We start from the raw sequence: 21,733 nt of genomic DNA, 5'->3' as shown, positions 1-21,733 counted from the left end.
GCGCGCCCCCACGACCCATGGCACACGTCACATGTCGAAGACGACCGTCACGGGAGCGTGATCCGACCACCGTTCGTCATGGCTGGCGGCCCGCTCCACGAACGCCTTGACCGCCCTCCCAGCAAGGCCAGGGGTCGCGACGGCTAGATCGATCCTCCAACCCGTATCCCGCTCGAAGGCCCGCCCCCGGTACGACCACCACGAGTACGGCCCCTCGGTGTCCGGGTGCAGGGCCCGCACGACATCGACGTACCCCCCGTCCGCCTCCTGGAAGACCTGGGTGAGCCACTCCCGCTCCTCGGGCAGGAACCCGGAGTTCTTCCGGTTCCCGCGCCAGTTCTTGAGGTCGGCCTCCTGATGGGCGATGTTCCAGTCGCCGCAGACCAGGACCTCGCGCCCCTCGGCGGCGGCACGCTCCCGCAGCCCCTTCAGATAGGCGAGGAACTCGCCCATGAAGCGCTCCTTCTCGTCCTGCCGCTCGGTGCCGACCTCACCGGAGGGCAGATAGAGGGAGGCGACGGTGACCCCCGGCAGGTCTGCCTCCACATACCGCCCGCTGCCGTCGAACTCCTCCGACCCGAACCCGACCTGGACCCGGTCGGGCTCGCGCCGGCTGTACAGGGACACCCCGGCCCGCCCCTTGGCGGCGGCCGGCGCGTGCGTCACATGCCACCCCTCGGGCGCCCGCACATGCTCGGGCAGCTGCCCCGGCTCGGCGCGCACCTCCTGGAGGCACAGCACATCGGCTTTGGTCTCAGCGAGCCACTCCACGAAGCCCTTCTTCGCGGCGGCACGCAGCCCGTTCACATTCACAGAGGTCACAGTGAGCACCCCGGCACGATACCGGCACACTGGACGTGGTCCAGTTCCGGATCGAACACACTCCCGCCCCCCTCATGAGCTGACATACGGTACTCAGCATGCATATACGCCGGGTCCCCTTCGACCACCCCGACGCCACGAAGCTCAACGACCAGGTCCAGGCCGAATACCACGTCCGCTACGGCGACGGAGGCGACGCCACGACCATGGCAGCCGCGGACTTCGCCCCGCCGAACGGCACCTACCTGATCGCGTACGACGAGTACGACTCCCCCGTCGCCTCGGGCGGCTGGCGTACCCAGGACGCGAACGACGAGGGCAACCGGGACGGCGACGCCGAGATCAAGCGCATGTACGTGGTCGACGGCATGCGCGGCCGGGGCCTCGCCCGCCGCATCCTGGCCGCTCTGGAGGAGGACGCCCGCGCGGCGGGCCGCACCCGCATGGTCCTGGAGACCGGCACGAAGCAGCCGGAGGCCATAGCCCTGTACACGTCCAGCGGCTACGAGCCGTGCGGGAAGTTCGGCTACTACCGCCACTACGAGTCGAGCCGCTGCTTCGCGAAGAGCCTCTGACGCGTGTGGTGCTGAACATACGTCAGAGCCCCGGTCGGGAATCCCGACCGGGGCTCTGAGCTGCGTGGACCTGAGGGGATTTGAACCCCTGGCCCCCTCGATGCGAACGAGGTGCGCTACCGGACTGCGCCACAGGCCCTTGCAACGAGTGAAACTTTAGCACCCCGATCGGCCTGCTTGGAAATCCGTTCCCGAGGGGCGGTCACCTGCGGGTTCGGGGGTTACTCGTTGGCGGCCCGCGGCCGGTCCCCGTCCTCGTACTGGTCGAACAGCGGCGTGCGGCCGCGCTCCCGTGCCCGCCGTGCGGAGGCCGCCCGGCGTGCGTCGGTGCGCCCACCGCCGTCCCCGTCCGCCCTCTCCTCGGCGCGGGGCTCCGGCTCGCCGGGGTGCGCGGTGTCGGCCTCGTCCTCCCGGTCCGGGGTGACGGTGCTCGAGCGGGCCGAGCTCCAGGTGTCGGGGGCCCCGAGGTCGACGTCGCTGGTGGCCCGGGGTGCGACCGGTGCGGTCACATAGGTCGGCAGGGGCACCGGCACCGGTTCCCAGCTGTCGCCCTGCCCGGGGCGCCGCTGCCGCTCGCGCTGCTGGTCGACCCACTCGGCGTGGTCGGTCTGCTCGACGAGTGCGCGCCGGTCGGCCGCGAGGGCCGACAGGCCGGGGTCGGTCACCGGCTCGGGTCCGTCCTCCGGCTCGTCGGCCTCCTGGTCGGCGCCGGTGCGCCGACCGGGCTGGCGCTGCCGGTCCCGCAGCCGCTGGGCCGCGAGCTCGGCCCGGCGGCGGTCCATCTGGTACGTGAAGCGGCGGCGCTCCTGCGAGCGCAGGTACGCGATGTACACGCTGAGCATGACCGCGGGCACGCCGGGCGCCCACAGGAACGCGAGGCCTCCGACCGCGGCGACGATCGCGCCGAGGGTGAAGGCGAGGAAGAGCATGGTGGTGGTGCGCCGTCGGCGCGCGAGCACCTTCGAGCGCCGGGCACGTGCCGCGGCCGCCTGGGCCTGCGGCGACGGGCGGCGCCGGGCGGCGGGCACACGGCCCTCTCCGCGGGCCGCGGACGCCGCGTTCGGTGCGGGTGCCGGGCGGGCCGGCTGCTCCGATCGGGCCGCCTCCGGGGCGGGTGACGGTACGGGTGCCTGGGTCTGGGGACGCGTTTTGGACACCGCGAAGGCCCGGACGTCCACCGAGTCGGTGACGGCGTCCAGGTCGTCGGCGCCCTGCTCCCCCTCCTCGGTGGAGCGCGCCCGCAGGTCCTTGGCGTACCGGCGCTCCATCCCCGCCCGGCCGGAAAGCAGCCGGATGGCGGTGCTGAAGCGTTCCGTCGGACGGGCCTCGTTCAGCTCGTCCTGCCTACGGAGCCACATCGGCACCAAGTAGGCGGCCCAGGCCCCGACAATGACTGCGTAGATGAGGCCGCTGCTGCTCACGTCTCACACCGTAGAGGGGTTTGCATGAGGCCATCTGCCAATTGAGCCGGTGTGTCGCACGATCTGGCTGATATTTCGAACTTTTTTTGTGACCGATGCGATCAGCAGACCGCCCAGGCCGGGAATTCCTTGCACTGAGACGGTCACTGGCCGATCATTTTCGAACACATATTCAATTTCCGGGGCGGTGCCGGATTCCCGGATTACTCTGCGATCGTGCCCGGTGCCAGCGCCTCAGCAACCCGTCCGGCACCTCTTCCACCGTGAGGGCGAACACGAGGTGGTCGCGCCAGCCCCCGTCGATGTGGAGATAACGGGGCCTGAGCCCCTCCTCGCGGAATCCGAGTTTCTCCACGACCCGGCGGCTGGGCCCGTTCTCGGGTCGAATGCAGACCTCGATGCGGTGCAGTCCGACGGTGCGGAAACAGTGATCCACGGCGAGCGCCACCGCCGTCGGCATCACCCCGCGCCCGGCCACCGACTCGTCCACCCAGTAACCGACGTGCCCCGAGCACATCGAGCCCCAGGTAATCCCGGCGACCGTCAACTGCCCCACCAGCCGCCCCTGGTACTCGATGACGAAGGGCAGCATCCGGCCCGCGTTCGCCTCCGACCTCAGGTGCCGCACCATCTGGCGGAAGGTCGGGCGGTGCGCGAGCGGCCCGCCGGGCGCGGGCGGCGGAATGGTCGCCTCCCAGGGGCGCAGCCAGTCACGGTTGCGCCGGTTGACCTCGCGCCATGCCCGCTGGTCGCGCAGCTTTATCGGCCGGAGGACGATGTCGCCGTCCACCAGCTCGACGGGCCAGGATGCGCTGTTCAGCTCGCACCCCCCGTGCCGGGTCTGGGGTGGTCGCCGCCGCGGAGCTGCTCGACGGCGTGGATCAGCAGCGGCTCTAGGACGGCCAGTCCGTCCTTCACACCACCGCTGGAGCCGGGCAGATTGACGATCAGCGTTGCGCCGGCCACTCCGGCCAGGCCCCGGGAGAGCGCCGCGGTCGGCACCTTCTCCCGGCCGAAGGCCCGGATGGCCTCGGCGATGCCCGGCACCTCGTGGTCGATCACCCGGCGTGTCGCCTCGGGGGTGCGGTCGGTGGGCGAGATGCCCGTGCCGCCGGTGGTGACGATGACGTCGTAGCCGGTGTCGACACCGGCGCGCAGGGCCGCCTCCACGGGGTCTCCGTCGGGAACGACCTGCGGGCCGTCGACCTCGAAGCCGAAGCCCTTCAGACCGGCGGAGATCAGCGGGCCGCCCTTGTCCTCGTAGATCCCGGCGGCGGCCCGGTTGGAGGCGGTGACGACGAGAGCGCGATACGTCATGACCGGCTCCAGTCGCCCGACTTACCGCCCGTCTTCTCTTCCACCCGTACGTCCGTGATGACCGCTCCCTTGTCGACCGCCTTGACCATGTCGATCACGGTGAGCGCGGCGACGGAGACCGCGGTGAGCGCCTCCATCTCGACCCCCGTACGGTCCGTGGTCTTCACGGTGGCCAGGATCTCCACGGCGTCGTCCGCGACCGACAGGTCCAGTTTCACACCGGAGACCGACAAGGGGTGACAGAGCGGGATCAGGTCGGGGGTGCGTTTGGCTCCCATGATCCCGGCGATCCGCGCGGTCGCGAGGGCGTCGCCCTTGGGGACGCCCTCGCCGCGCAGCAGTTCGATCACGCGGGGCGAGACGAGGACGCGCCCGCTGGCGCGGGCGGTGCGCGCGGTCACGTCCTTTTCCGAGACGTCGACCATGCGGGCGGCGCCGGCGTCGTCGATGTGCGTCAGTCGGTCCTGCGTAGGGGGATCCTGCGTGCTCATGCTGTGTGGCGCTCCCGGTCGGGCCTGCTGTGCGCGACACGGTACCCCCAACCAGCGGCTCTCAGCCGAGCAGGACCACCTCGACCTCGGCTCCGGGCTCGACGGACTCGGTGTCCTCGGGGACGACGATCAGCGCGTCCGCGTGGGCCAGGGCCGCGACCAGATGGGATCCGGCGCCGCCGACCGGGGTCGCCCGTCCGTCGGCGCAAGTGGCCCGCAGGAACTGGCGGCGGCCCTTCGGCGAGGTCAGCGCCTTGTCGGCGGCCAGAGTGGCCCGGGTCGTCGGACGGTGGACGTCCTTGAGACCCATCAGGGTGCGGATCGCGGGGCGGACGAACAGCTCGAAGGAGACGTACGACGACACCGGGTTGCCGGGCAGGGCCAGCAGCGGGGTGTGGTCGGGGCCGATGGAGCCGAAGCCCTGGGGCTTGCCGGGCTGCATGGCGAGCTTGCGGAACTCGATGCCGCTGCCCGCCTCGTCCTCGTCGCCCACGTGGGACAGGGCCTCCTTGACGACGTCGTACGCCCCGACGCTGACACCGCCCGTGGTGACCATCAGGTCGGCGCGGACCAGTTGGTCCTCGATGGTGGAGCGCAGGGTCTCGGCGTCGTCGGCGACCGCGCCCACGCGGTAGGCGATGGCGCCGGCGTCGCGGGCGGCGGCGGTGAGGGCGAAGCTGTTGGAGTCGTAGATCTGACCGGTGCCCAGTTCCGCGTCCGGCTGGACGAGTTCGCTGCCGGTGGAGAGCACCACCACGCGCGGGCGCGGGCGGACGCGGACGGTGCCGCGGCCGATGGCGGCGAGCAGGCCGATCTGAGGCGGGCCGAGGACGGTACCGGCCCGCAGGGCGCGGTCGCCGGCCTTCACGTCGCTGCCCTGTGCGCGCACATGCGCGCGGGCCTCGGCCGGGCGGTACACCTGCACATGTCCGGAGGCACCCTCGGGGCCGAGGCTGCGGGCGCGCATGCCGTGCACGGGGCCCTCGCCGAGCCCGCCGTCGGTCCACTCGACGGGCACGACGGTCTCGGCGCCGGGCGGCAGCGGGGCGCCGGTCATGATGCGGGCCGCCTGGCCGGGGCCCACGTGGACCAGGTCGGCCTGGCCCGCTGCCACGTCCCCGACGACCTCCAGGGCCGCCGGGAACTCCTCGCTCACGCCCGCCACGTCCGCGACCCGTACCGCGTAGCCGTCCATGGAGCTGTTGTCGAACGGCGGCAGGGACACCGGCACCGTGATGTCCTCGACCAGGACGCAGCCCTGGGCGTCGAGCAGCTGCAGCTCAATGGGTTCCAGGGGGCGGACGGTGGTGAGGATGTCCTCCAGGTGCTCGTCCACCGACCAGAGGTGGTCGGGGCCCGAGTGGTCCTGGCCCAGGGTGCGGGGCGCGGCGCTGCTCAACGTGTTACATCTCCTCGGCTACGTAACTGCGAAGCCAGGTCCGGAAGTCCGGGCCCAGGTCTTCACGTTCGCATGCGAGTCGGACAATGGCACGCAGGTAGTCGCCGCGGTCGCCGGTGTCATAGCGGCGGCCCTTGAAGACGACGCCGTGTACCGGGCCGCCGATCTTCTCGTCGGCCGCGAGCTGCTGGAGGGCGTCCGTGAGCTGGATCTCGCCGCCGCGGCCCGGCTCGGTCCGGCGCAGTATGTCGAAGATGTGCGGGTCGAGGACGTAGCGGCCGATGACCGCGTAGTTCGACGGGGCGTCGGACGGGTCGGGCTTCTCGACGAGGCCGCCGACCTTGACGACGTCGCTGTCCTCGGTGGTCTCCACGGCCGCACAGCCGTAGAGGTGGATCTGCTCGGGGGCGACCTCCATGAGTGCGATGACGCTGCCGCCGCGCTGCTCCTGGACCTCGACCATGCGCTGGAGCAGGGGGTCGCGGGGGTCGATGAGGTCGTCTCCGAGGAGGACGGCGAAGGGCTCCTCGCCCACGTGCGGGGCGGCGCACAGCACGGCGTGGCCGAGACCCTTGGGGTCGCCCTGGCGGACGTAGTGCATGGTCGCGAGGTCGCTGGACTCCTGGACCTTGGCGAGGCGGCCGGCGTCGCCCTTCTTCTGAAGCGCCGACTCCAGTTCGTAGTTGCGGTCGAAGTGGTCCTCGAGGGGGCGCTTGTTGCGGCCCGTCACCATGAGGACGTCGTCGAGACCCGCGCCGACGGCCTCCTCGACCACGTACTGGATCGCCGGCTTGTCGACGACCGGCAGCATCTCCTTGGGAGTGGCTTTGGTGGCCGGCAGGAACCGGGTGCCGAGGCCTGCTGCGGGAATGACAGCCTTGCTGATCCGAGGGTGCGACTGAGTCATGCCCGCCACCATATCCGGTGCCTTTGGGCGGAATCTGCGGCTCCGGTTCATGGGCGCTCATATGAGCGTATTAGCACGATACGGGAGCAACCATTGAGTCACATCGGGCGTCCGGGCGAGCCTGACAAGCGGAGTTTGCGGCGAGAGCTCCTCTCGGTGAGGAACAGGTTGACGGCGGATGACCTGCGGGAAACCTCGGCCGCACTGGCCGGGCGGGCGCTGGAACTGCCGGAGTTGGCGCGGGCCGGCACCGTCGCGGCGTACGTCTCCGTGGGGAGCGAACCGGGGACGCTCGCGCTCCTGGACACGCTGCGCGCCCGGGGCGTGCGCGTCCTGCTGCCGGCCCTGCTGCCCGACAACGACCTGGACTGGGGCGTGTACGAAGGCGAGGGCTCGCTCGCGCGTGTCCGGCACGGCGGCGGCAGGATGGAGCTCTTCGAGCCCTCCGGCGAGCGCCTCGGGCCGGACGCCGTGACCGCCGCCGACGCCGTGCTGCTGCCGGGGCTCGCGGTCGACACGCGCGGAATGCGGCTCGGGCGTGGCGGCGGCTCGTACGACCGTGTCCTGGCGCGGCTGGAGCGGGCGGGTGCCCGGCCTTCCCTGGTGGTGCTGTTGTACGACACGGAGGTGGTCGAGCAGGTCCCTCAGGAGGCGCACGACCGGCCGGTGCACGCGGTGGTGACTCCCTCGGGGGTGCGGCGGTTCGGGGAGCGGACCGGCTGACACGAGAACGGCCTTCCACGCGCGCGTGGAAGGCCGTTCTCGTTGTGCGGGCGTCAGCGGCTCACGGCTTGAGCACCAGCTTGTCGGTCGCGCTGTCCTCGACCGCCTTGTCCGAGTAGGACCACGGCAGCAGTTCGCCGTCGGCCCACTTGTCCGTCTGGTCGACGTAGTGGGCGCTGTAGGCGTGCCCGGACGCGCCGGAGAGGTTGATCCACTTCGACTTGTCGAGGTCGCCGAGGTTCACGACCATCCGCATGGACGGCACCCAGACGACGCTGTAGCCGCCGGCGGCGTTCCAGCCGGTCGCGTTCACCGTCGCCTCGCCGCCGCCGAGCTCCCACGGGCCGCGGTTGAGGGCGAACTGGACGAACTCGGGGCCCTCGGTGCCTAGGGTCTGGTTGTCCAGGAACAGGCGGTGCAGCCGGCCCCAGCTCCAGCTGTCGATGTCCTTGCCGAGCTTGGCGGTCAGCTCCCAGCGGGCGTCGATCATGGCCCGCCTGAGCAGCTGGTCGCGGTTGGCGGCAGGGGGACGGGTGCCCGCCTCGGGCGTCTTCCACCAGTCGCTGTCGGGCTGCTCCATCAGCTTGCGGACCACCTCGAACCAGCGGTCGCCGCCGTCCGGCTGCGCCTGGTCGGGGTCGCGCTGGCCGCACTCGCGGACCTTCTCGGCCTCGTCGGCGGGCCCGGTGGTGTTGACCGGATCGACGTACAGGCACTGGCCCTTGGGCCGCAGTTCCTTGGGCAGCTTGTTGCCGAAGGCGAGCTTGAGGAGGTTGCGCCAGATTGCGTTGAAGTAGGCCGCGGCGGCCGAGTCGGCGTCCTGGGTGTAGTCCCAGCCCTCGAGGAGCTTCTGCGCCTCGCGGACATCCTTGTTCTCGGGGTCGATCTTCAGCAGCGTGGGCACCAGCAGCCGGGCGATCTCGCTGCTGTTGTCCAGCTGCATCTGGCGCATGTCGTCCGTGGAGACCTTGCCGCCGTCCTTGATCTTCGACTGGATCAGGTCGCTTATCCGCTGGCTGCGCGTGCCGTAGCCCCAGTCCGTGGTGAGCGTGTAGGGGTACTTGTCCGGGTCGATCACGGCCTGGTTGGCGGTGACGATGTAGCCGCGCTTCGGGTTGTACTCGTACGGCAGCGCGTCCTGCTCGATGTAGCCGGTCCAGCGGTACTCGGGGTCCCAGCCGGGCGCGGGGATCGAACCGTCGTCGCCCTCCGCGCGCGTGGGGATCCTGCCCGGGAGGGTGTAGCCGATGTTGTCCTGGGTGTCCGCGTAGATCAGGTTCTGCGAGGGCACCTCGAACTGCGCGGCGGCCTTGCGGAAGCCGTTCCAGTCCTTCGCCTTGTCCATGGCGAAGACGGCGTCCATGGTGGTGCCCGGCTGCAGCGCGGTCCAGCGCAGGGCGACGCCGTAGCCGTCGCCTCTGTCGGGTGCGGCGGTGTCGACGCCGGCCTTCTTGCCGACCTTCACTAGCTCTTCGTCACGGTCAGACAGCAGGGGTCCGTTGTTGGTCTCGCGGACGACGATCTTCTTGGGCTCGCCGCCGGCGACCTTGATGGTCTCCTCGCGCGTCTGGAAGGGCTTGATCTTGCCGTCGTACTGGTAGCCGTTGCCGCTGATCTTCTCCAGGTAGAGGTCCGTGACGTCGACGCCGGAGTTGGTCATGCCCCAGGCGATGTCCTGGTTGTGACCGATTATCACGCCGGGCATGCCCGCGAAGGTGTAGCCGGTGACGTCGTACTGGCACGCGCTGGAGACGCTGCGGCAGTGCAGGCCCATCTGGTACCAGACGGACGGCAGCGAGGGCGACAGGTGCGGGTCGTTGGCCAGCAGCGGCTTGCCGGTGATGGTGTGCTTCCCGGAGACGACCCAGGAGTTGGAGCCGATGCCGTCGCCGTTCACGCCGACGGCCGGCGGGAGGTCGTCCAGGATCTTGGTGAGGCCGGTGAGCTGGCTCTGGAGGCCCTCCGTACCCGAACTGCCGGAGGCGGTGCCCTGGGTGCCTGTGGAGGCCCCCGTGCCGGTGGAGCCCCCCGTGCCGGTGGAGCCGCCGCTCGTGCCGGACGTGCCGCTCGTGCCGCCCGTGCCGCCCTGTTCGAACGTGCGGGTCAGCTCGTTGTACTGGCCCTCCTGGACGATCGCCTTGTTGCGGCCGGACGGGTACTCCGGGTACAGGTCGGCGATCTGCTTCGGGCCGAGGCGGCTGGTCAGCAGGGCGCGGTCGGTCTCGTCCTTCATGTTGCCGCGCAGGTCCCACGCCATCGCCTTCAGCCAGGAGACCGAGTCGACCGGGGTCCAGTTCTGCGGCTTGTAGTCGTTGGTGAAACCGAGCGCCGCGTACTCCAGGGAGATGTCCTTGCCGTCCTTGCCCTGGAGGTAGGAGTTGACCCCCTTGGAGTACGCCTGGAGGTACTTCTTCGTGGAGGCCGACAGCTTGGTGTCGTACTCCTTCTTGGCGACCCGGTCCCAGCCGAGCGTGCGCAGGAACTCGTCGTTGTCGACCTGGCTCTTGCCGAACATCTCCGACAGCCGCCCGGAGGCCATGTGGCGGCGTACGTCCATCTCGTAGAACCGGTCCTGTGCCTGGACGTAGCCCTGCGCCATGAACAGGTCCGCGTCGGAAGAGGCATAGATCTGCGGAATGCCGTAGTTGTCGCGTTTGACCTCGACGGGTCCCGAGAGGCCCTTGAGTGTGAGGGTGCCCTTGGTCTGCGGGAAGGAGGCCCGGACGGTACTGATTGACCAGTACCCCCCGAAGCCGACGCCCCCGATGAGGGCCAGCACCAGGACGAGCACGATCAGACGGGCTTTGCGCCCCTTTCTCCTGCCGGACTTGCCGGGCTGCTGACCCGTGGAGGCGGTGGTGTTGGGGGGCATCGCTGTCCTTGCTGTCCTAACGCGAGCGGCAGGTTCGGCTGTGCTTTTAACTGAGCGCTGGAGCAACGATAGGCGCAGGGCCTCGCACCCCTTGACGCGGAGTCGGGAACCGGCACGGACGAACGTTCGATCTCGCCCTCGGAAGCGTCAAGAAATCGTCAAGAGTTAGGTAAGGTAACGAAGTAGTTGGCGCGGTGCGCCACAGCTTCATGTGCGATGTACGTGAGCCCACGCGCGTGTGCGGGTGGGCCAGGGAAGGATTCGGCCGCTGACTGTTCACCACCTCAACCAGCTCTTGCTCGTCTGCTCGCTCGTCCTGCTCGTCGCCGTCGCAGCGGTACGGATCTCCTCGCGCAGCGGGCTCCCCAGCCTGCTCGTCTACCTGGGCATAGGCGTCGCCATGGGCCAGGACGGCATCGGCGACATCCACTTCGACAACGCCGAACTGACCCAGGTCATCGGATACGCGGCCCTGGTCGTGATCCTGGCCGAAGGTGGTCTGGGCACGAAGTGGAAGGAGATCAAGCCAGTCCTGCCATCGGCCTCCGTGCTGGCGCTGGCCGGCGTCGCGGTGAGCGTCGGGGTCACGGCGTCGGCCGCGCACTACCTGATCGGGCTGGAGTGGCGGCAGGCGCTCATCATCGGGGCGGTCGTCTCCTCGACCGACGCGGCGGCCGTGTTCTCCGTGCTGCGCAAGATCCCCCTCCCCGCGCGCGTGACGGGCACGCTGGAGGCGGAGTCCGGATTCAACGACGCCCCGGTGGTCATCCTCGTGGTCTCCCTGTCCACGGCGGGCCCGGTCGAGCAGTGGTACGTGCTGCTGGGCGTGATCCTGCTGGAGCTGGCCATCGGTGCGGCCATCGGTCTCGCGGTGGGCTGGCTGGGCTCCTTGGGGCTCAGGCACGTGGCGCTGCCCGCATCCGGCCTCTACCCGATCGCTGTCATGGCGATCGCCGTGGTGGCGTACGCGGCCGGTGCGCTGGCCCACGGCAGCGGCTTCCTCGCGGTGTACCTCGCCGCGATGGTGATGGGCAACGCGCGGCTGCCGCACTGGCCGGCCACGCGCGGGTTCGCCGACGGGCTCGGCTGGATGGCCCAGATCGGCATGTTCGTCCTGCTCGGCCTGCTGGTCACGCCGCACGAACTGGGCGACGACATCGTGCCCGCGCTCGCCATCGGGCTGGTGCTGACCATGGTGGCGCGTCCGCTGAGCGTGGTGGTCTCCCTGAGTCCCTTCCGGGTGCCGTGGCGGGAGCAGGCACTGATGTCCTGGGCGGGACTGCGCGGGGCCGTGCCCATCATCCTGGCGACCATCCCCATGGTGGAGGGCGTCGAGGCCAGCCGCCGGATCTTCAACATCGTCTTCATCCTGGTCGTCGTCTACACCCTGGTCCAGGGCCCGACGCTGCCGTGGCTGGGCCGCAAGCTGCACCTGGGCGACGGCTCGGAGGCCGCGGACCTCGGCATCGAGTCGGCCCCGCTGGAGCGGCTGCGCGGGCATCTGCTGTCCGTGGCGATCCCCGAGGGGTCGAGGATGCACGGCGTGGAGGTGGGCGAGCTGCGGCTGCCGCCCGGCGCCGCCGTGACGCTCGTCGTGCGCGCGAACGAATCGTTCGTTCCGCTTCCCACGACCGTGCTGCAACGCGAGGACGAGCTCCTCGTCGTGGCCACGGATCCGGTCCGGGACGCGACGGAGAAGCGGCTGCGGGCGGTGGGCCACGGCGGCAAGCTGGCCGGGTGGCTGGGGACGGACGGGGCGAGTCGTTAAGGACCGGTTCATGCCGTTTGGCATTTACCAGGCGGGCGGTCCCTTGGTGCTCGCTTTCACAGGCACGCAACCCCTTGATCCCTGTACGATGAAGGCGTACCCAGATCGAACCAACTCTGTCTGACGCAGAGCTGGCGCGACCGTATGGCGGTCGGGACGTCCCTCCTCACCGGGCCCCGGCATCTACCGCAGTTCAGCGCAAGAGGACAGCTCTCGGCGCCGCCCGCCCGCCGGGCCGCGCTACCAGGCGGCAGAAAGGCACGGGCCGTGGCATCCACGGTCACCTCGAAGAAGTCGAGGAACTCGACGGCTTCCGCCCGCCCGGGATACGGCCGGCTGCTGCGCACCCGCGGCGCCTGGACGTTCCTGCTCCCCGGTTTCGCGGCACGCCAGCCGTTCGCGATGCTGACGATCTCCATCGTGCTGCTGGTGCAGCACACCACCGGCTCCTACGGGGCGGCGGGCGCCGCCGCGGCCGTCACCGGTGTCTCCATGGCCCTGTTCGCGCCCTACAGCGGCCGCCTCGCCGATCGCTACGGGCAGCGCGCCGTGCTGATCCCCGGGGTACTGCTGCACGCGGTCTCCGGGCTGACGCTGACGGCGCTCGCGCTGCTGGACGCCCCGTTGTGGGCGGTGTTCGCGGCGGCCGTCCCGACCGGTGCCTCGGTGCCGCAGGTCGGCCCCATGGTGCGGGCCCGCTGGGGCGTGAAGCTCAAGGACTCGCCCCTGATGACCACCGCGGCGGCCTTCGAGTCGGTCACGGACGAACTGACCTTCGTCGTCGGACCGCTGCTGGCCACCGCCCTGTGCACGGCCATCGACCCGGCCGCCGGGCTGGTCACCGAGGCCTCGCTGACACTGATCGGCGGTCTGCTGTTCGCCGCGCAGAAGAGCACCCAGCCCTCGGTCGAAGGCGGCGGGCACGCGCGCGTGGAGCACGTTTCCGCGCTGCGCGTCCCCGGCGTGCGCGTGCTGATCGTGACCTTCCTGGGCATCGGTGCCGTCTTCGGCGGCATGCAGGTCTCGCTGGCCGCGTTCACCGAGTCGATCGGCGAACCCGGCCTGAACGGCGTCCTCTACGGCGTCTTCGCCGCGGGCAACATGCTCTCCGGCGTCGTCTGCGGCGCGATCGCCTGGAAGGCCGCCCCGCAGCGGCGCCTGGTCATCGGCTACACGGCGCTCGCCCTCACCGCGTCGGGCTTGTGGGCCGCCCATTCCGTACCGGTCCTGGCCGGTCTCGGCCTGCTGGTCGGCATGTGCATCGCGCCCGCCCTGATCACCGGCTACACCCTGGTCGACGGCCTGGTCCCGGCCGGTGCCCGCACCGAGGCCTTCACCTGGCTGACCGGCGCGGTGGCACTCGGCCAGGCGGCGGCCGTCAGCGTCGCCGGGCAACTGGAGGACCGCCTCTGGGGCGGTGCCGGTTTCCTGGTGCCCATGGGCGGCACCGTGCTCGCCCTGGCGACCCTCCTGGCCCTGCGTTCCCGGCTGGCGGGGCGTGCCCACGGGCGGACGGTCGCACGTGGCGTGGGTCACCGCGTGCCGGTGGCAGTGGACTGAGCGGCCGGAATACGTCACTATGGACCGTCGTTAGCACTCATCGAGTGAGAGTGCCAGGAGGAAGACAGTGCCGACCTATCAGTACCAGTGCACCGAGTGCGGCGAGGGCCTCGAGGCGGTGCAGAAGTTCACCGATGACGCCCTCACCGAGTGCCCGAACTGCGAGGGCCGCCTGAAGAAGGTGTTCTCGGCGGTCGGCATTGTCTTCAAGGGCTCCGGCTTCTACCGGAACGACAGCCGCGGCTCCTCGTCGAGCAGCTCCCCGGCGAAGTCGTCGAGTTCCTCCTCGTCCTCCGACTCCGGTTCGGGCTCCGGCTCGAGTTCCGGTTCGAGCTCTTCCTCGAGTTCGTCGTCGAGCTCTTCGTCGGGCACGGGCAGCTCCACCAGCAGCAGCACCACCGCCGCGTAAGGCCTGATTCTTACGGGACCCTGTCGCCTTCGGGCGACGGGGTCCTCGGCGTTTCCGCGGGCGGTTAGGGTGCGGACATGGCGAACAAGGCGAACGTGGCGCACTCGGCGGACAGGGAGGGCGCCGGGATCGGCGTCATCGGCGGCTCCGGGTTCTACTCCTTCCTCGACGACGTGACCGAGGTCCAGGTCGACACCCCGTACGGGCCGCCCAGCGACTCCCTCTTCCTCGGTGACATCGCCAGCCGGCGGGTCGCCTTCCTGCCGAGGCACGGGCGGGGCCACCACCTGCCGCCGCACCGGATCAACTACCGGGCCAATCTGTGGGCCCTCCGGTCGGTCGGCGTGCGCCAGGTGCTCGCCCCGTGCGCCGTGGGCGGCCTGCGTCCCGAGTACGGGCCGGGCACGCTGCTGGTGCCGGACCAACTGGTCGACCGCACGAAGTCCCGCGCGAACACGTATTTCGACGGAGAGCCGCTGCCCGACGGGTCGGTGCCGAACGTGGTGCACGTGTCGCTGGCCGACCCCTACTGCTCCGCCGGGCGGGCCGTCGCGCTGAAGGCGGCACGCGGCCGGGACTGGGAGCCGGTGGACGGCGGCACGCTGGTCGTGATCGAGGGGCCGCGCTTCTCGACCCGTGCCGAATCGTTGTGGCACCAGGCGCAGGGCTGGTCGGTGGTAGGGATGACCGGGCATCCCGAGGCGGCCCTCGCCCGTGAGCTGGAGCTCTGCTACACGTCCCTGACCCTGGTCACCGACCTCGACGCTGGCGCCGAGAGCGGGGAGGGCGTCTCGCACGACGAGGTGCTGCGGGTGTTCGCGGCGAACGTGGGCCGGTTGCGGGGGGTGCTGTTCGACGCGGTGGCCGGGTTGCCGAGTGAGGACGAGCGGGACTGTCTGTGTGCCGGTGCGTTGGGTGGGATGGATCCGGGGTTCGTGTTGCCGTAGCCGAGGGGCTTTTTTTGGGGGGGGCGGGGGCGGAACTTGCCGTTCGGGTGGGGGAGTTGTCCACAGGCCGGGGTAGGTCCACAGGCCTGAGCGGGCGGCGGCGGGAAGCCTCATCGTGGGGAGCGCAAGCCGGTCCTCGTCGCAGGTGGTGGTTCCCGTGTCCCTCGCTCCGCTCACGTCTTCCCTCTTCGGCGGCTCACCCGCCGCCGCGCCCCCGCCCGGCCCCGAGGTGCCCGCGACGCGTGAGGTGCCGCGCTTCGATCCCGTGCGGGTGCGCGGGGGCCGCTACCGGTCGGGCAGGCTCGGGCGGCACCGGCGGCGGGCCCTGGCCGTCGGGCTCGCGGTCACCGCGACCGCGCTGGTGGCGGCGGGACCGCGGGACGGCGACGGAGCCCGCGGCCGGCCCCGGGCGCAGTCTCCCGCGCACACGGCCTCGGTGTCCGGGGAGCGGTCCGCGCGGACGCGCGGTTCCGCGGGGGCGGTTGCGGCGGGGGCGGTGACGGCCCCGATCCGGATCGCCGACGCGGCAACCGTACGGCTGCTGCGGCCCGGCGACCGGGTCGATGTCATCGCCGCCGGGGAGACGGTGTCGGGCGGCGATGCCCGGGTGGTCGCACGCGGGGCCAGGGTGTCGAAGGTGCCGGAGCCCCTGGAGGGCGCGAGCGACGGCGGGGCGCTGGTCGTGCTCTCGGTGCCGCGTGCCACGGCCGCCCGGCTCGCCGGGGCGAGCGCGACGGCGCGGTTGGCCGTGACGCTGTGGTGATGCTGTGCATGATCTCGTCAAGGCCCTCGTTCGAGGGACCCAGGTACTCGGTTCGGCCCAAGCGTGACGTAGGTTGCGGAGCGTTTTGTTCCATAAGCTGCTCGTGCGAGGAAAGGCCCCGAGGTGAGCGAGAAGAAGGAACCGAGCCTCTGGGAGGGCTTCAAGGCCTTCCTGATGCGCGGGAACGTCGTCGATCTGGCTGTGGCGGTGGTGATCGGCGCCGCGTTCACGAACATCGTCAACGCCATGGTGAAGGGGATCGTCAACCCGGTCGTCGGGGCCATCGGGACCAAGAACCTCGACCACTACAGCTCCTGCCTGAGTACGACGTGCCAGGGCGAGCAGGGCATCCAGATCCTGTGGGGTTCCGTTCTCGGCGCCGCCATGAGCTTCGTGATCACCGCGGCGGTCGTCTACTTCCTGATGGTCCTGCCCATGGCGAAGTACCTGGCCCGGCAGGAGGCCCGCCGCAAGGCGAAGGAGGGCGCGCAGGAGGTCATCGAGGTGACCGAGCTGGAGGTGCTGAAGGAGATCCGGGACGCGCTGGTCGCACAGCGTGGTGCGGGGCACGACCAGCAGGAGCGGTAGCGCCACCGGCGGCCGGGTCGGCACGGAGGGGGTGGGGCCGCCTGGCTGGGATGTGGCGGGGCCGCCTTGCCCGGAAGTGGCAGGTCCACCTGGCTCAGAAGTGGCAGGGCCGCCCGGCTCAGATGTGGTGGGGCGGCTTCTCGTCGAGGAAGCGCTTGAGGTCGGCCGCGCCGCCGCCGGAATCGGTGCGCTCGCCCCAGCCGCGGTCGGTGTCGTCGGAGGACTGCTGGTCGAGCGGGTCGTCGAAGACCAGCGCGGGCTTCGGCGCGCGCGGCTCGGGTTCGGGGGCGCTACTCATGCGTCCAGGGTACGGTCGCGGAGAAAATCCCCGCGCCTTCTGTTGTGCTGGGAATCATGACGTCCAGCCCCACTCCCCCGCCCGTCCCCTCCGGCCCGCCCGGCGACCGGGGACCGCTGCGCAGGCTCAGGGCCCGCGGACGCGACGAGGCGCACCGGACGGCCTCGCCGCTGGAGCTCTTCTTCGACCTGTGCTTCGTCGTGGCCGTCGCCCAGGCGGGCATCCAGCTGGTGCACTCCGTCGCCGAGGGCCACGCCGGCGAGGGGATCCTCGACTACGCGATGGTCTTCTTCGCCGTGTGGTGGGCCTGGATGAACTTCTCGTGGTTCGCCTCGGCGTACGACAACGACGACGTGCTGTACCGGGTCGTCACGCTGGTGCAGATCGCGGGTGTGCTGGTCCTCGCGGCGGGGGTCTCCCAGGCGTTCGAGGAGCACGACTACCTCGTGGTCTGGCTGGGCTACGTGATCATGCGGCTGGCCCTGGCGACGCAGTGGCTGCGGGCCGCCCGCGCCGCCGAGGGCCCGGAGCGGACGACGGCCCTGCGCTACGCGGGCGGTGTGCTGCTGTGCCAGGTCGGCTGGCTGGGTCTGCTGCTGCTTCCCGAGGACGCCCGGCCCTGGTGGTTCCTGGTGATGGCGCTGCTGGAGATGTGCGTGCCGCTCTTCGCGGAGCGGCGCCGTCCCACGTCCTGGCATCCCCGCCATATCGCGGAGCGCTACGGGCTGTTCACCATCATCGTGCTCGGCGAGACGATCGCCGCGGCCACGATCGCCGTGAAGTCCGGTATCGACGAGAACGACGCGCTGGGCGAGCTCCTCCCCATCGCGTCGGGCGGGCTGCTGATCATCTTCGCCGCGTGGTGGATCTACTTCGTGGTGCCCATCCACGGCCATCTGCGGTCCAACCGGCAGGCGTTCCTGTGGGGCTACGGCCACTACCTGGTCTTCGCCTCGGCGGCCGCGATCGGGGCCGGACTGGAAGTGGCGGTGGAGCAGACGGTCGGCAAGGCGCACATCTCCACGCTGGCGGCGGCGGCCGCCGTGACCCTGCCGACGGCCCTGTATCTGCTGACCGTGTGGGCCCTGCACTCGCGTCACTTCAAGGCGGGCATCACCCAGCAGCTGGTGCTGCCGACGACGGCACTGCTGGTGATCTGCTGCACGTTCCTGGGTGACTGGGCGGTGCTCGCGGCGGGCGTGGTCTGCGCGCTGTCGGTGGTGGCGGGAGAGACTCTGGCCGCGCGCCCGGCGAGGGCCCAGGTGTGGTCGGGCCTGGCCGGCTGACGGCGTCGACCGGCCCGGTACACCCGCGAGGGCCGACGACTGGACAACACTGGGCGCCATGACAGTTGACGCTCTGGTGGACGCTCTGACGGATGTCTCCGGCCTGCGCGTGGGGCACGCGACCCGCGCCGGGGACGGTTGGCTCACCGGCACCACGGTCGTGCTCGCCCCGGAGGGCGGTGCCGTGGCCGCCGTGGATGTGCGGGGCGGTGGCCCCGGTACCAAGGAGACGGACGCGCTCGACCCGCGCAACGTGGTGCGAAAGGTCGAGGCGATCGTGCTGACCGGCGGCAGCGCCTACGGGCTGGACGCGGCCTCGGGGGTGATGGCCTGGCTGGAGGAACGGGGGCGCGGGATCCGGGTCGGGGCGGACCCGGCGCATGTCGTGCCGGTGGTGCCGGCCGCTTGTGTCTTCGATCTGGGGCGGGGCGGCGACTTCCGGGCCCGGCCCGACGCGGCCACCGGCCGGGCCGCGGTCGAGGCGGCAGCGGCGAGCGAGCTGGGCGCGCGGGTGGCCCAGGGGTGCGTGGGCGCCGGCACGGGAGCGGTGACCGGGGTGGTGAAGGGCGGCATCGGCAGCGCGAGCACGGTGCTCGGCTCGGGTGTCACGGTGGCCGCGCTGGTGGTGGCCAACGCGGCGGGTTCGACGGTGGATCCGGAGACGGGGGTGCTGTACGGGGAGTTGTTCCAGGGGCGGGTGGAGTATCCGGAGGCGGAGGTCCACGATGCCGCGCGGCGGCGCCTCGCCGAGACGGCCGCGAGGAGCGCGCCTCCGCCGCTCAACACCACGCTCGCGGTGGTCGCCACGGACGCGGATCTGTCGAAGGCACAGGCGCAGAAGCTGGCCGGCACGGCTCACGACGGCATCGCCCGCGCGGTACGGCCGGTGCACCTCCTCAACGACGGGGACACGGTGTTCACGCTGGCGACGGGAGAGCGCGCCCTGGACGCCGCGAACCCGCTCGCCCTCAACGAGGTCCTCGCGGCGGGCGCCGATGTGGTGACCCGCGCGATCGTACGGGCGGTGCGCGCCGCCGAGTCGGTCGACGGTCCGGGCGGGGCGTGGCCGTCGTACGGGGAGTTGTACGCGGGCCGCTGAACGGCCGGGCTCCGCACAGCGGTTCCACAGCACCGCCGGACATTGTCCCGGCCATGTAACGGTGATGTCGTTCCTGGCGGTCGGACGGAACCCGAACGGCCGCCGGGTCCCTCTTCCTTCACGTACTGGAGCGGATCACTCATATCACACGAACTGGGAGCAGCCCGTGACAACGCCGGACATTTCTGCGCGGCGCACACTGGGGGCCTGTGCCGCCCTGATGGTCGGCGCCCTGACGCTCACCGCCTGTGGTGGCAGCGCCAACGCCAAGGACGACGACAAGGGCGGCAAGGGCACGGGCAATACGTCCGTCGCGAAGATCGCCATCTCGGCGAAGGACGGTTCGACCGGCGCGTCCATCAACTCGACCGGTGTGAAGGTCAGCGACGGGAAGCTGACCGACGTGAAGATGACGGTGGCGGGCGGCGGTCAGGCCGTGCCGGGCTCGCTCTCCTCCGACGGCAAGGCGTGGAAGCCGAAGGAGCAGTTGGAGCGCGGGACGAAGTACCAGATATCGGCGACCGCGAAGGACACCGACGGCCGGACGGCCGCGGCCAACTCGATCTTCACGACGGTGTCGACGTCGAACAGCTTCATCGGGACGTACACGCCGGACAACGGCACCACGGTCGGCGCGGGCATGCCGGTGTCGTTCACCTTCGACAAGGCCATCACCGAGCGGAAGGCCGTGCAGTCGCACATCACGGTCACCTCCAGCAGTGGGCAGAAGGTGGTCGGGCACTGGTTCAACGGGCAGCGGCTCGACTTCCGGCCCGAGGAGTACTGGAAGGCCGGCTCCAAGGTGACGATGAAGATCGACCTGGACGGGGTCGAGGGCGCGGACGGCGTCTACGGCGTGCAGAAGAAGACGGTCACTTTCACCGTCGGGCGCTCGCAGGTCTCCACGGTCGACGTCAACACGCAGACCATGACGGTCGTCCGGGACGGCAAGACCATCAAGACGATCCCGATCTCGGCGGGCAGCCCGGAGCACACCACCTACAACGGGCAGATGGTGATCTCCGAGAAGTTCGTGCAGACCCGGATGAACAGCCGGACGGTCGGTCTCGGCGGTGAGTACGACATCCCGGACGTGCCGCATGCGATGCGTCTGACGACGTCCGGCACCTTCATCCACGGCAACTACTGGTACAACAAGGGCAATCCGCCCTTCGGTCGTCAGGGCACCAGCCACGGCTGCGTCGGCCTCGCGGACGTCCAGGGCGCCGGGGGCAGCACGCCCTCCAAGTGGTTCTACGACAACTCGCTCATCGGCGACGTGGTGATCGTCAAGAACTCCCCCGACAAGACGGTGGCCCCGGACAACGGGCTCAACGGCTGGAACATGGCGTGGAGCCAGTGGGTCGCCGGCAGCGAGTCGTGAGCGGCTGAAGTTCACCCCCAACTGGGGTTTTTGACGGATCGACCGGGCCGCGCGGGAACTTTTCGCGCGGCCCGCGCGTTTTCCTGGACGTACGTTTTCTCGGTTCCCGGACATGATGTCCGACCGAGGGGCTACGGTATGCACCCACAAGGTGACATGCAGCAACGCCGGGAGAAACCTTGAGCGTTCCGTACGAGACGGCAGCGTACGAACCCCACGACTCGCCCGAGTCTCCGGAGGAGCACCTCGCGCGACTCCTCGGCCGCGCCCTGAACTCCTTCGAGCTACCGGACGAGACGATAAGGCGGCTGGACTGCGCGCTGGCGCACGACGGTTCGCTGCACTCCGCGCACCACAGCGCGGGCCTGCACCGGGAGACGTACCGGCACACGTGGCTGCTCGCCGACGGTTCGGCGCTCACCCTCTGGGAGCTCGTCCACAACACCGCTCCGGGCAGCGAACCGCAGCACGAGGTCTATGTGGACGAGGAGGAGCTGCGGGCCGCGACCGCGCGTCTGCCGCTGCCGCCGGACACGCCCGACTTCGAACTGCCGGTGACGGTGCAGCCGTCTCCGGTCCCCGTGCCCCGGCACGCCTATGCCGGCGACGACTCGGCGGACCACGCGCGCCGTTTACTGCGCCGGGCGGAGAACACGGACCGGCCGGGCGCGGACACGGCGGCCCTGCTGGCCACGGCGTCCGGCCACCAGATCACCCAGGCCTTCGGCCGCCCCTGCCGCGCCGGCCGGGCGGGGCTGGGCTTCTCGCTCTACGAGCACGCGTTCCTGCTGCGTGACGGCGAGGAGCTCTCCCTCTGGGAGGTCGAGCACACGGCGACGCCGGACGGGCGGCACATGTGTGAGGTGTACGTCAGCGAGGACGCGGCGCGCGAGGCGATGGAGCGGCGGGCGGCGCAGGTTTCCTAGGCTTCTCCGCCGCCGAGTCGGCGCACCAGCTCGGTGAAGGCGTCTCTCTCCTCCGTGGTCAGCTCCACGGACTCCGACCGGGGGCCTGTCTGCCGCTGTTGCGGGAGAGCGGGGAGGGAGTGGCCTTCGGGCCACCGGGAGACGTGCTCAGGCATGCGCTCCAGTAGACACCACGGCC

At 70.7% G+C, this 21,733-nt stretch carries 22 protein-coding genes and 1 tRNA gene; 12 read left to right on the top strand and 11 right to left on the bottom strand.

Annotation, left to right across the window (positions count from 1 at the left end; all coding sequences use genetic code 11):
- Positions 1-27: 27 nt before the first annotated feature.
- Positions 28-852, bottom strand: coding sequence for an exodeoxyribonuclease III (locus OG542_RS23680; RefSeq protein WP_328413579.1), 825 nt, complete (start codon positions 850-852; stop codon positions 28-30).
- 68 nt (positions 853-920) lie between these two features.
- Between OG542_RS23680 and OG542_RS23675 the strand changes: the two genes are divergently transcribed.
- Positions 921-1,397 carry a GNAT family N-acetyltransferase gene (locus OG542_RS23675; RefSeq protein WP_328413578.1) on the top strand — a complete coding sequence of 159 codons (477 nt, stop codon included), beginning with the start codon at positions 921-923 and terminating at the stop codon, positions 1,395-1,397.
- A gap of 65 nt (positions 1,398-1,462) precedes the next feature.
- Here the strand turns inward: OG542_RS23675 and OG542_RS23670 are convergent.
- The 7 genes from OG542_RS23670 to galU form a co-directional block, all read right to left on the bottom strand.
- Positions 1,463-1,536: transfer RNA gene (locus tag OG542_RS23670), tRNA-Ala, on the bottom strand.
- An 82-nt stretch (positions 1,537-1,618) separates the two neighbouring features.
- The gene (sepX, locus tag OG542_RS23665) at positions 1,619-2,818 is read right to left on the bottom strand and encodes a divisome protein SepX/GlpR (protein WP_328413577.1); all 1,200 of its coding nucleotides are present in this window, start codon (positions 2,816-2,818) and stop codon (positions 1,619-1,621) included.
- Between the two features lie 172 nt (positions 2,819-2,990).
- Positions 2,991-3,611 carry a GNAT family N-acetyltransferase gene (locus tag OG542_RS23660; RefSeq protein ID WP_230529468.1) on the bottom strand — a complete coding sequence of 207 codons (621 nt, stop codon included), beginning with the start codon at positions 3,609-3,611 and terminating at the stop codon, positions 2,991-2,993.
- Between the two features lie 23 nt (positions 3,612-3,634).
- Positions 3,635-4,135 carry a MogA/MoaB family molybdenum cofactor biosynthesis protein gene (locus OG542_RS23655; protein WP_184598076.1) on the bottom strand — a complete coding sequence of 167 codons (501 nt, stop codon included), beginning with the start codon at positions 4,133-4,135 and terminating at the stop codon, positions 3,635-3,637.
- Positions 4,132-4,626, bottom strand: coding sequence for a cyclic pyranopterin monophosphate synthase MoaC (gene moaC, locus OG542_RS23650; RefSeq protein ID WP_184598075.1), 495 nt, complete (start codon positions 4,624-4,626; stop codon positions 4,132-4,134). Before moaC ends, OG542_RS23655 begins: the two co-directional genes overlap by 4 nt.
- A gap of 61 nt (positions 4,627-4,687) precedes the next feature.
- On the bottom strand, positions 4,688-6,025 hold the full coding sequence (glp, locus tag OG542_RS23645) for a molybdotransferase-like divisome protein Glp (RefSeq protein WP_328413576.1): 1,338 nt from the start codon (positions 6,023-6,025) through the stop codon (positions 4,688-4,690).
- A gap of 4 nt (positions 6,026-6,029) precedes the next feature.
- Positions 6,030-6,932, bottom strand: a complete 903-nt coding sequence (gene galU, locus OG542_RS23640) for a UTP--glucose-1-phosphate uridylyltransferase GalU (protein WP_184598073.1) — start codon at positions 6,930-6,932, stop codon at positions 6,030-6,032.
- A 93-nt stretch (positions 6,933-7,025) separates the two neighbouring features.
- Here galU and OG542_RS23635 point away from each other — a divergent pair, with 93 nt between their 5' ends.
- Positions 7,026-7,655: a 5-formyltetrahydrofolate cyclo-ligase gene (locus tag OG542_RS23635; RefSeq protein WP_328413575.1), complete on the top strand. Its 630-nt coding sequence runs from the start codon at positions 7,026-7,028 to the stop codon at positions 7,653-7,655.
- A 61-nt stretch (positions 7,656-7,716) separates the two neighbouring features.
- Here the strand turns inward: OG542_RS23635 and OG542_RS23630 are convergent, their stop codons facing one another.
- Positions 7,717-10,527: a penicillin acylase family protein gene (locus tag OG542_RS23630; RefSeq protein ID WP_328413574.1), complete on the bottom strand. Its 2,811-nt coding sequence runs from the start codon at positions 10,525-10,527 to the stop codon at positions 7,717-7,719.
- A 238-nt stretch (positions 10,528-10,765) separates the two neighbouring features.
- On the opposite strand from OG542_RS23630, the gene OG542_RS23625 reads away from it, so the two are divergent.
- From OG542_RS23625 to mscL, 6 genes are all read left to right on the top strand, one after another.
- Positions 10,766-12,295 (top strand): potassium/proton antiporter, encoded by a 1,530-nt coding sequence (locus OG542_RS23625; RefSeq protein ID WP_328413573.1) that lies wholly within the window; start codon positions 10,766-10,768, stop codon positions 12,293-12,295.
- 267 nt (positions 12,296-12,562) lie between these two features.
- Complete coding sequence (locus tag OG542_RS23620) at positions 12,563-13,855, top strand: MFS transporter (RefSeq protein ID WP_328413572.1); 1,293 nt, start codon at positions 12,563-12,565, stop codon at positions 13,853-13,855.
- Positions 13,856-13,922: 67 nt separating this feature from the next.
- Positions 13,923-14,264: an FmdB family zinc ribbon protein gene (locus OG542_RS23615; protein ID WP_311126163.1), complete on the top strand. Its 342-nt coding sequence runs from the start codon at positions 13,923-13,925 to the stop codon at positions 14,262-14,264.
- Between the two features lie 77 nt (positions 14,265-14,341).
- Entirely contained in the window at positions 14,342-15,211 is an 870-nt protein-coding gene (locus OG542_RS23610) for an S-methyl-5'-thioadenosine phosphorylase (RefSeq protein ID WP_328413571.1), read from the top strand.
- Positions 15,212-15,440: 229 nt separating this feature from the next.
- Positions 15,441-15,974, top strand: coding sequence for a CpaB family protein (locus OG542_RS23605; RefSeq protein ID WP_408057873.1), 534 nt, complete (start codon positions 15,441-15,443; stop codon positions 15,972-15,974).
- Positions 15,975-16,097: 123 nt separating this feature from the next.
- Positions 16,098-16,562: a large conductance mechanosensitive channel protein MscL gene (gene mscL / locus OG542_RS23600; protein ID WP_311126165.1), complete on the top strand. Its 465-nt coding sequence runs from the start codon at positions 16,098-16,100 to the stop codon at positions 16,560-16,562.
- A gap of 118 nt (positions 16,563-16,680) precedes the next feature.
- On the opposite strand, the gene OG542_RS23595 is transcribed toward mscL, so the two are convergent.
- On the bottom strand, positions 16,681-16,860 hold the full coding sequence (locus OG542_RS23595; protein WP_328413570.1) for a hypothetical protein: 180 nt from the start codon (positions 16,858-16,860) through the stop codon (positions 16,681-16,683).
- A gap of 56 nt (positions 16,861-16,916) precedes the next feature.
- On the opposite strand from OG542_RS23595, the gene OG542_RS23590 reads away from it, so the two are divergent.
- The 4 genes from OG542_RS23590 to OG542_RS23575 all read left to right on the top strand — a co-directional run bounded on the left by OG542_RS23590 (position 16,917) and on the right by OG542_RS23575 (position 21,555).
- Positions 16,917-18,146, top strand: coding sequence for a low temperature requirement protein A (locus OG542_RS23590; RefSeq protein WP_328413569.1), 1,230 nt, complete (start codon positions 16,917-16,919; stop codon positions 18,144-18,146).
- A 58-nt stretch (positions 18,147-18,204) separates the two neighbouring features.
- Positions 18,205-19,245 (top strand): P1 family peptidase, encoded by a 1,041-nt coding sequence (locus OG542_RS23585; RefSeq protein ID WP_328413568.1) that lies wholly within the window; start codon positions 18,205-18,207, stop codon positions 19,243-19,245.
- 166 nt (positions 19,246-19,411) lie between these two features.
- Positions 19,412-20,629: a L,D-transpeptidase gene (locus tag OG542_RS23580; protein ID WP_328413567.1), complete on the top strand. Its 1,218-nt coding sequence runs from the start codon at positions 19,412-19,414 to the stop codon at positions 20,627-20,629.
- Between the two features lie 179 nt (positions 20,630-20,808).
- Positions 20,809-21,555 (top strand): DUF6227 family protein, encoded by a 747-nt coding sequence (locus OG542_RS23575; RefSeq protein WP_328413566.1) that lies wholly within the window; start codon positions 20,809-20,811, stop codon positions 21,553-21,555.
- On the opposite strand, the gene OG542_RS23570 is transcribed toward OG542_RS23575, so the two are convergent.
- Complete coding sequence (locus OG542_RS23570; protein ID WP_328413565.1) at positions 21,552-21,710, bottom strand: hypothetical protein; 159 nt, start codon at positions 21,708-21,710, stop codon at positions 21,552-21,554. The two genes, OG542_RS23575 and OG542_RS23570, sit on opposite strands and share 4 nt — an antisense overlap.
- Positions 21,711-21,733 lie beyond the last annotated feature (23 nt).

The organism is Streptomyces violaceus (assembly GCF_036014075.1).
Classification (GTDB): Bacteria; Actinomycetota; Actinomycetes; order Streptomycetales; family Streptomycetaceae; genus Streptomyces; species Streptomyces violaceus.
This window is presented reverse-complemented; position numbering and strand designations above follow the sequence as displayed.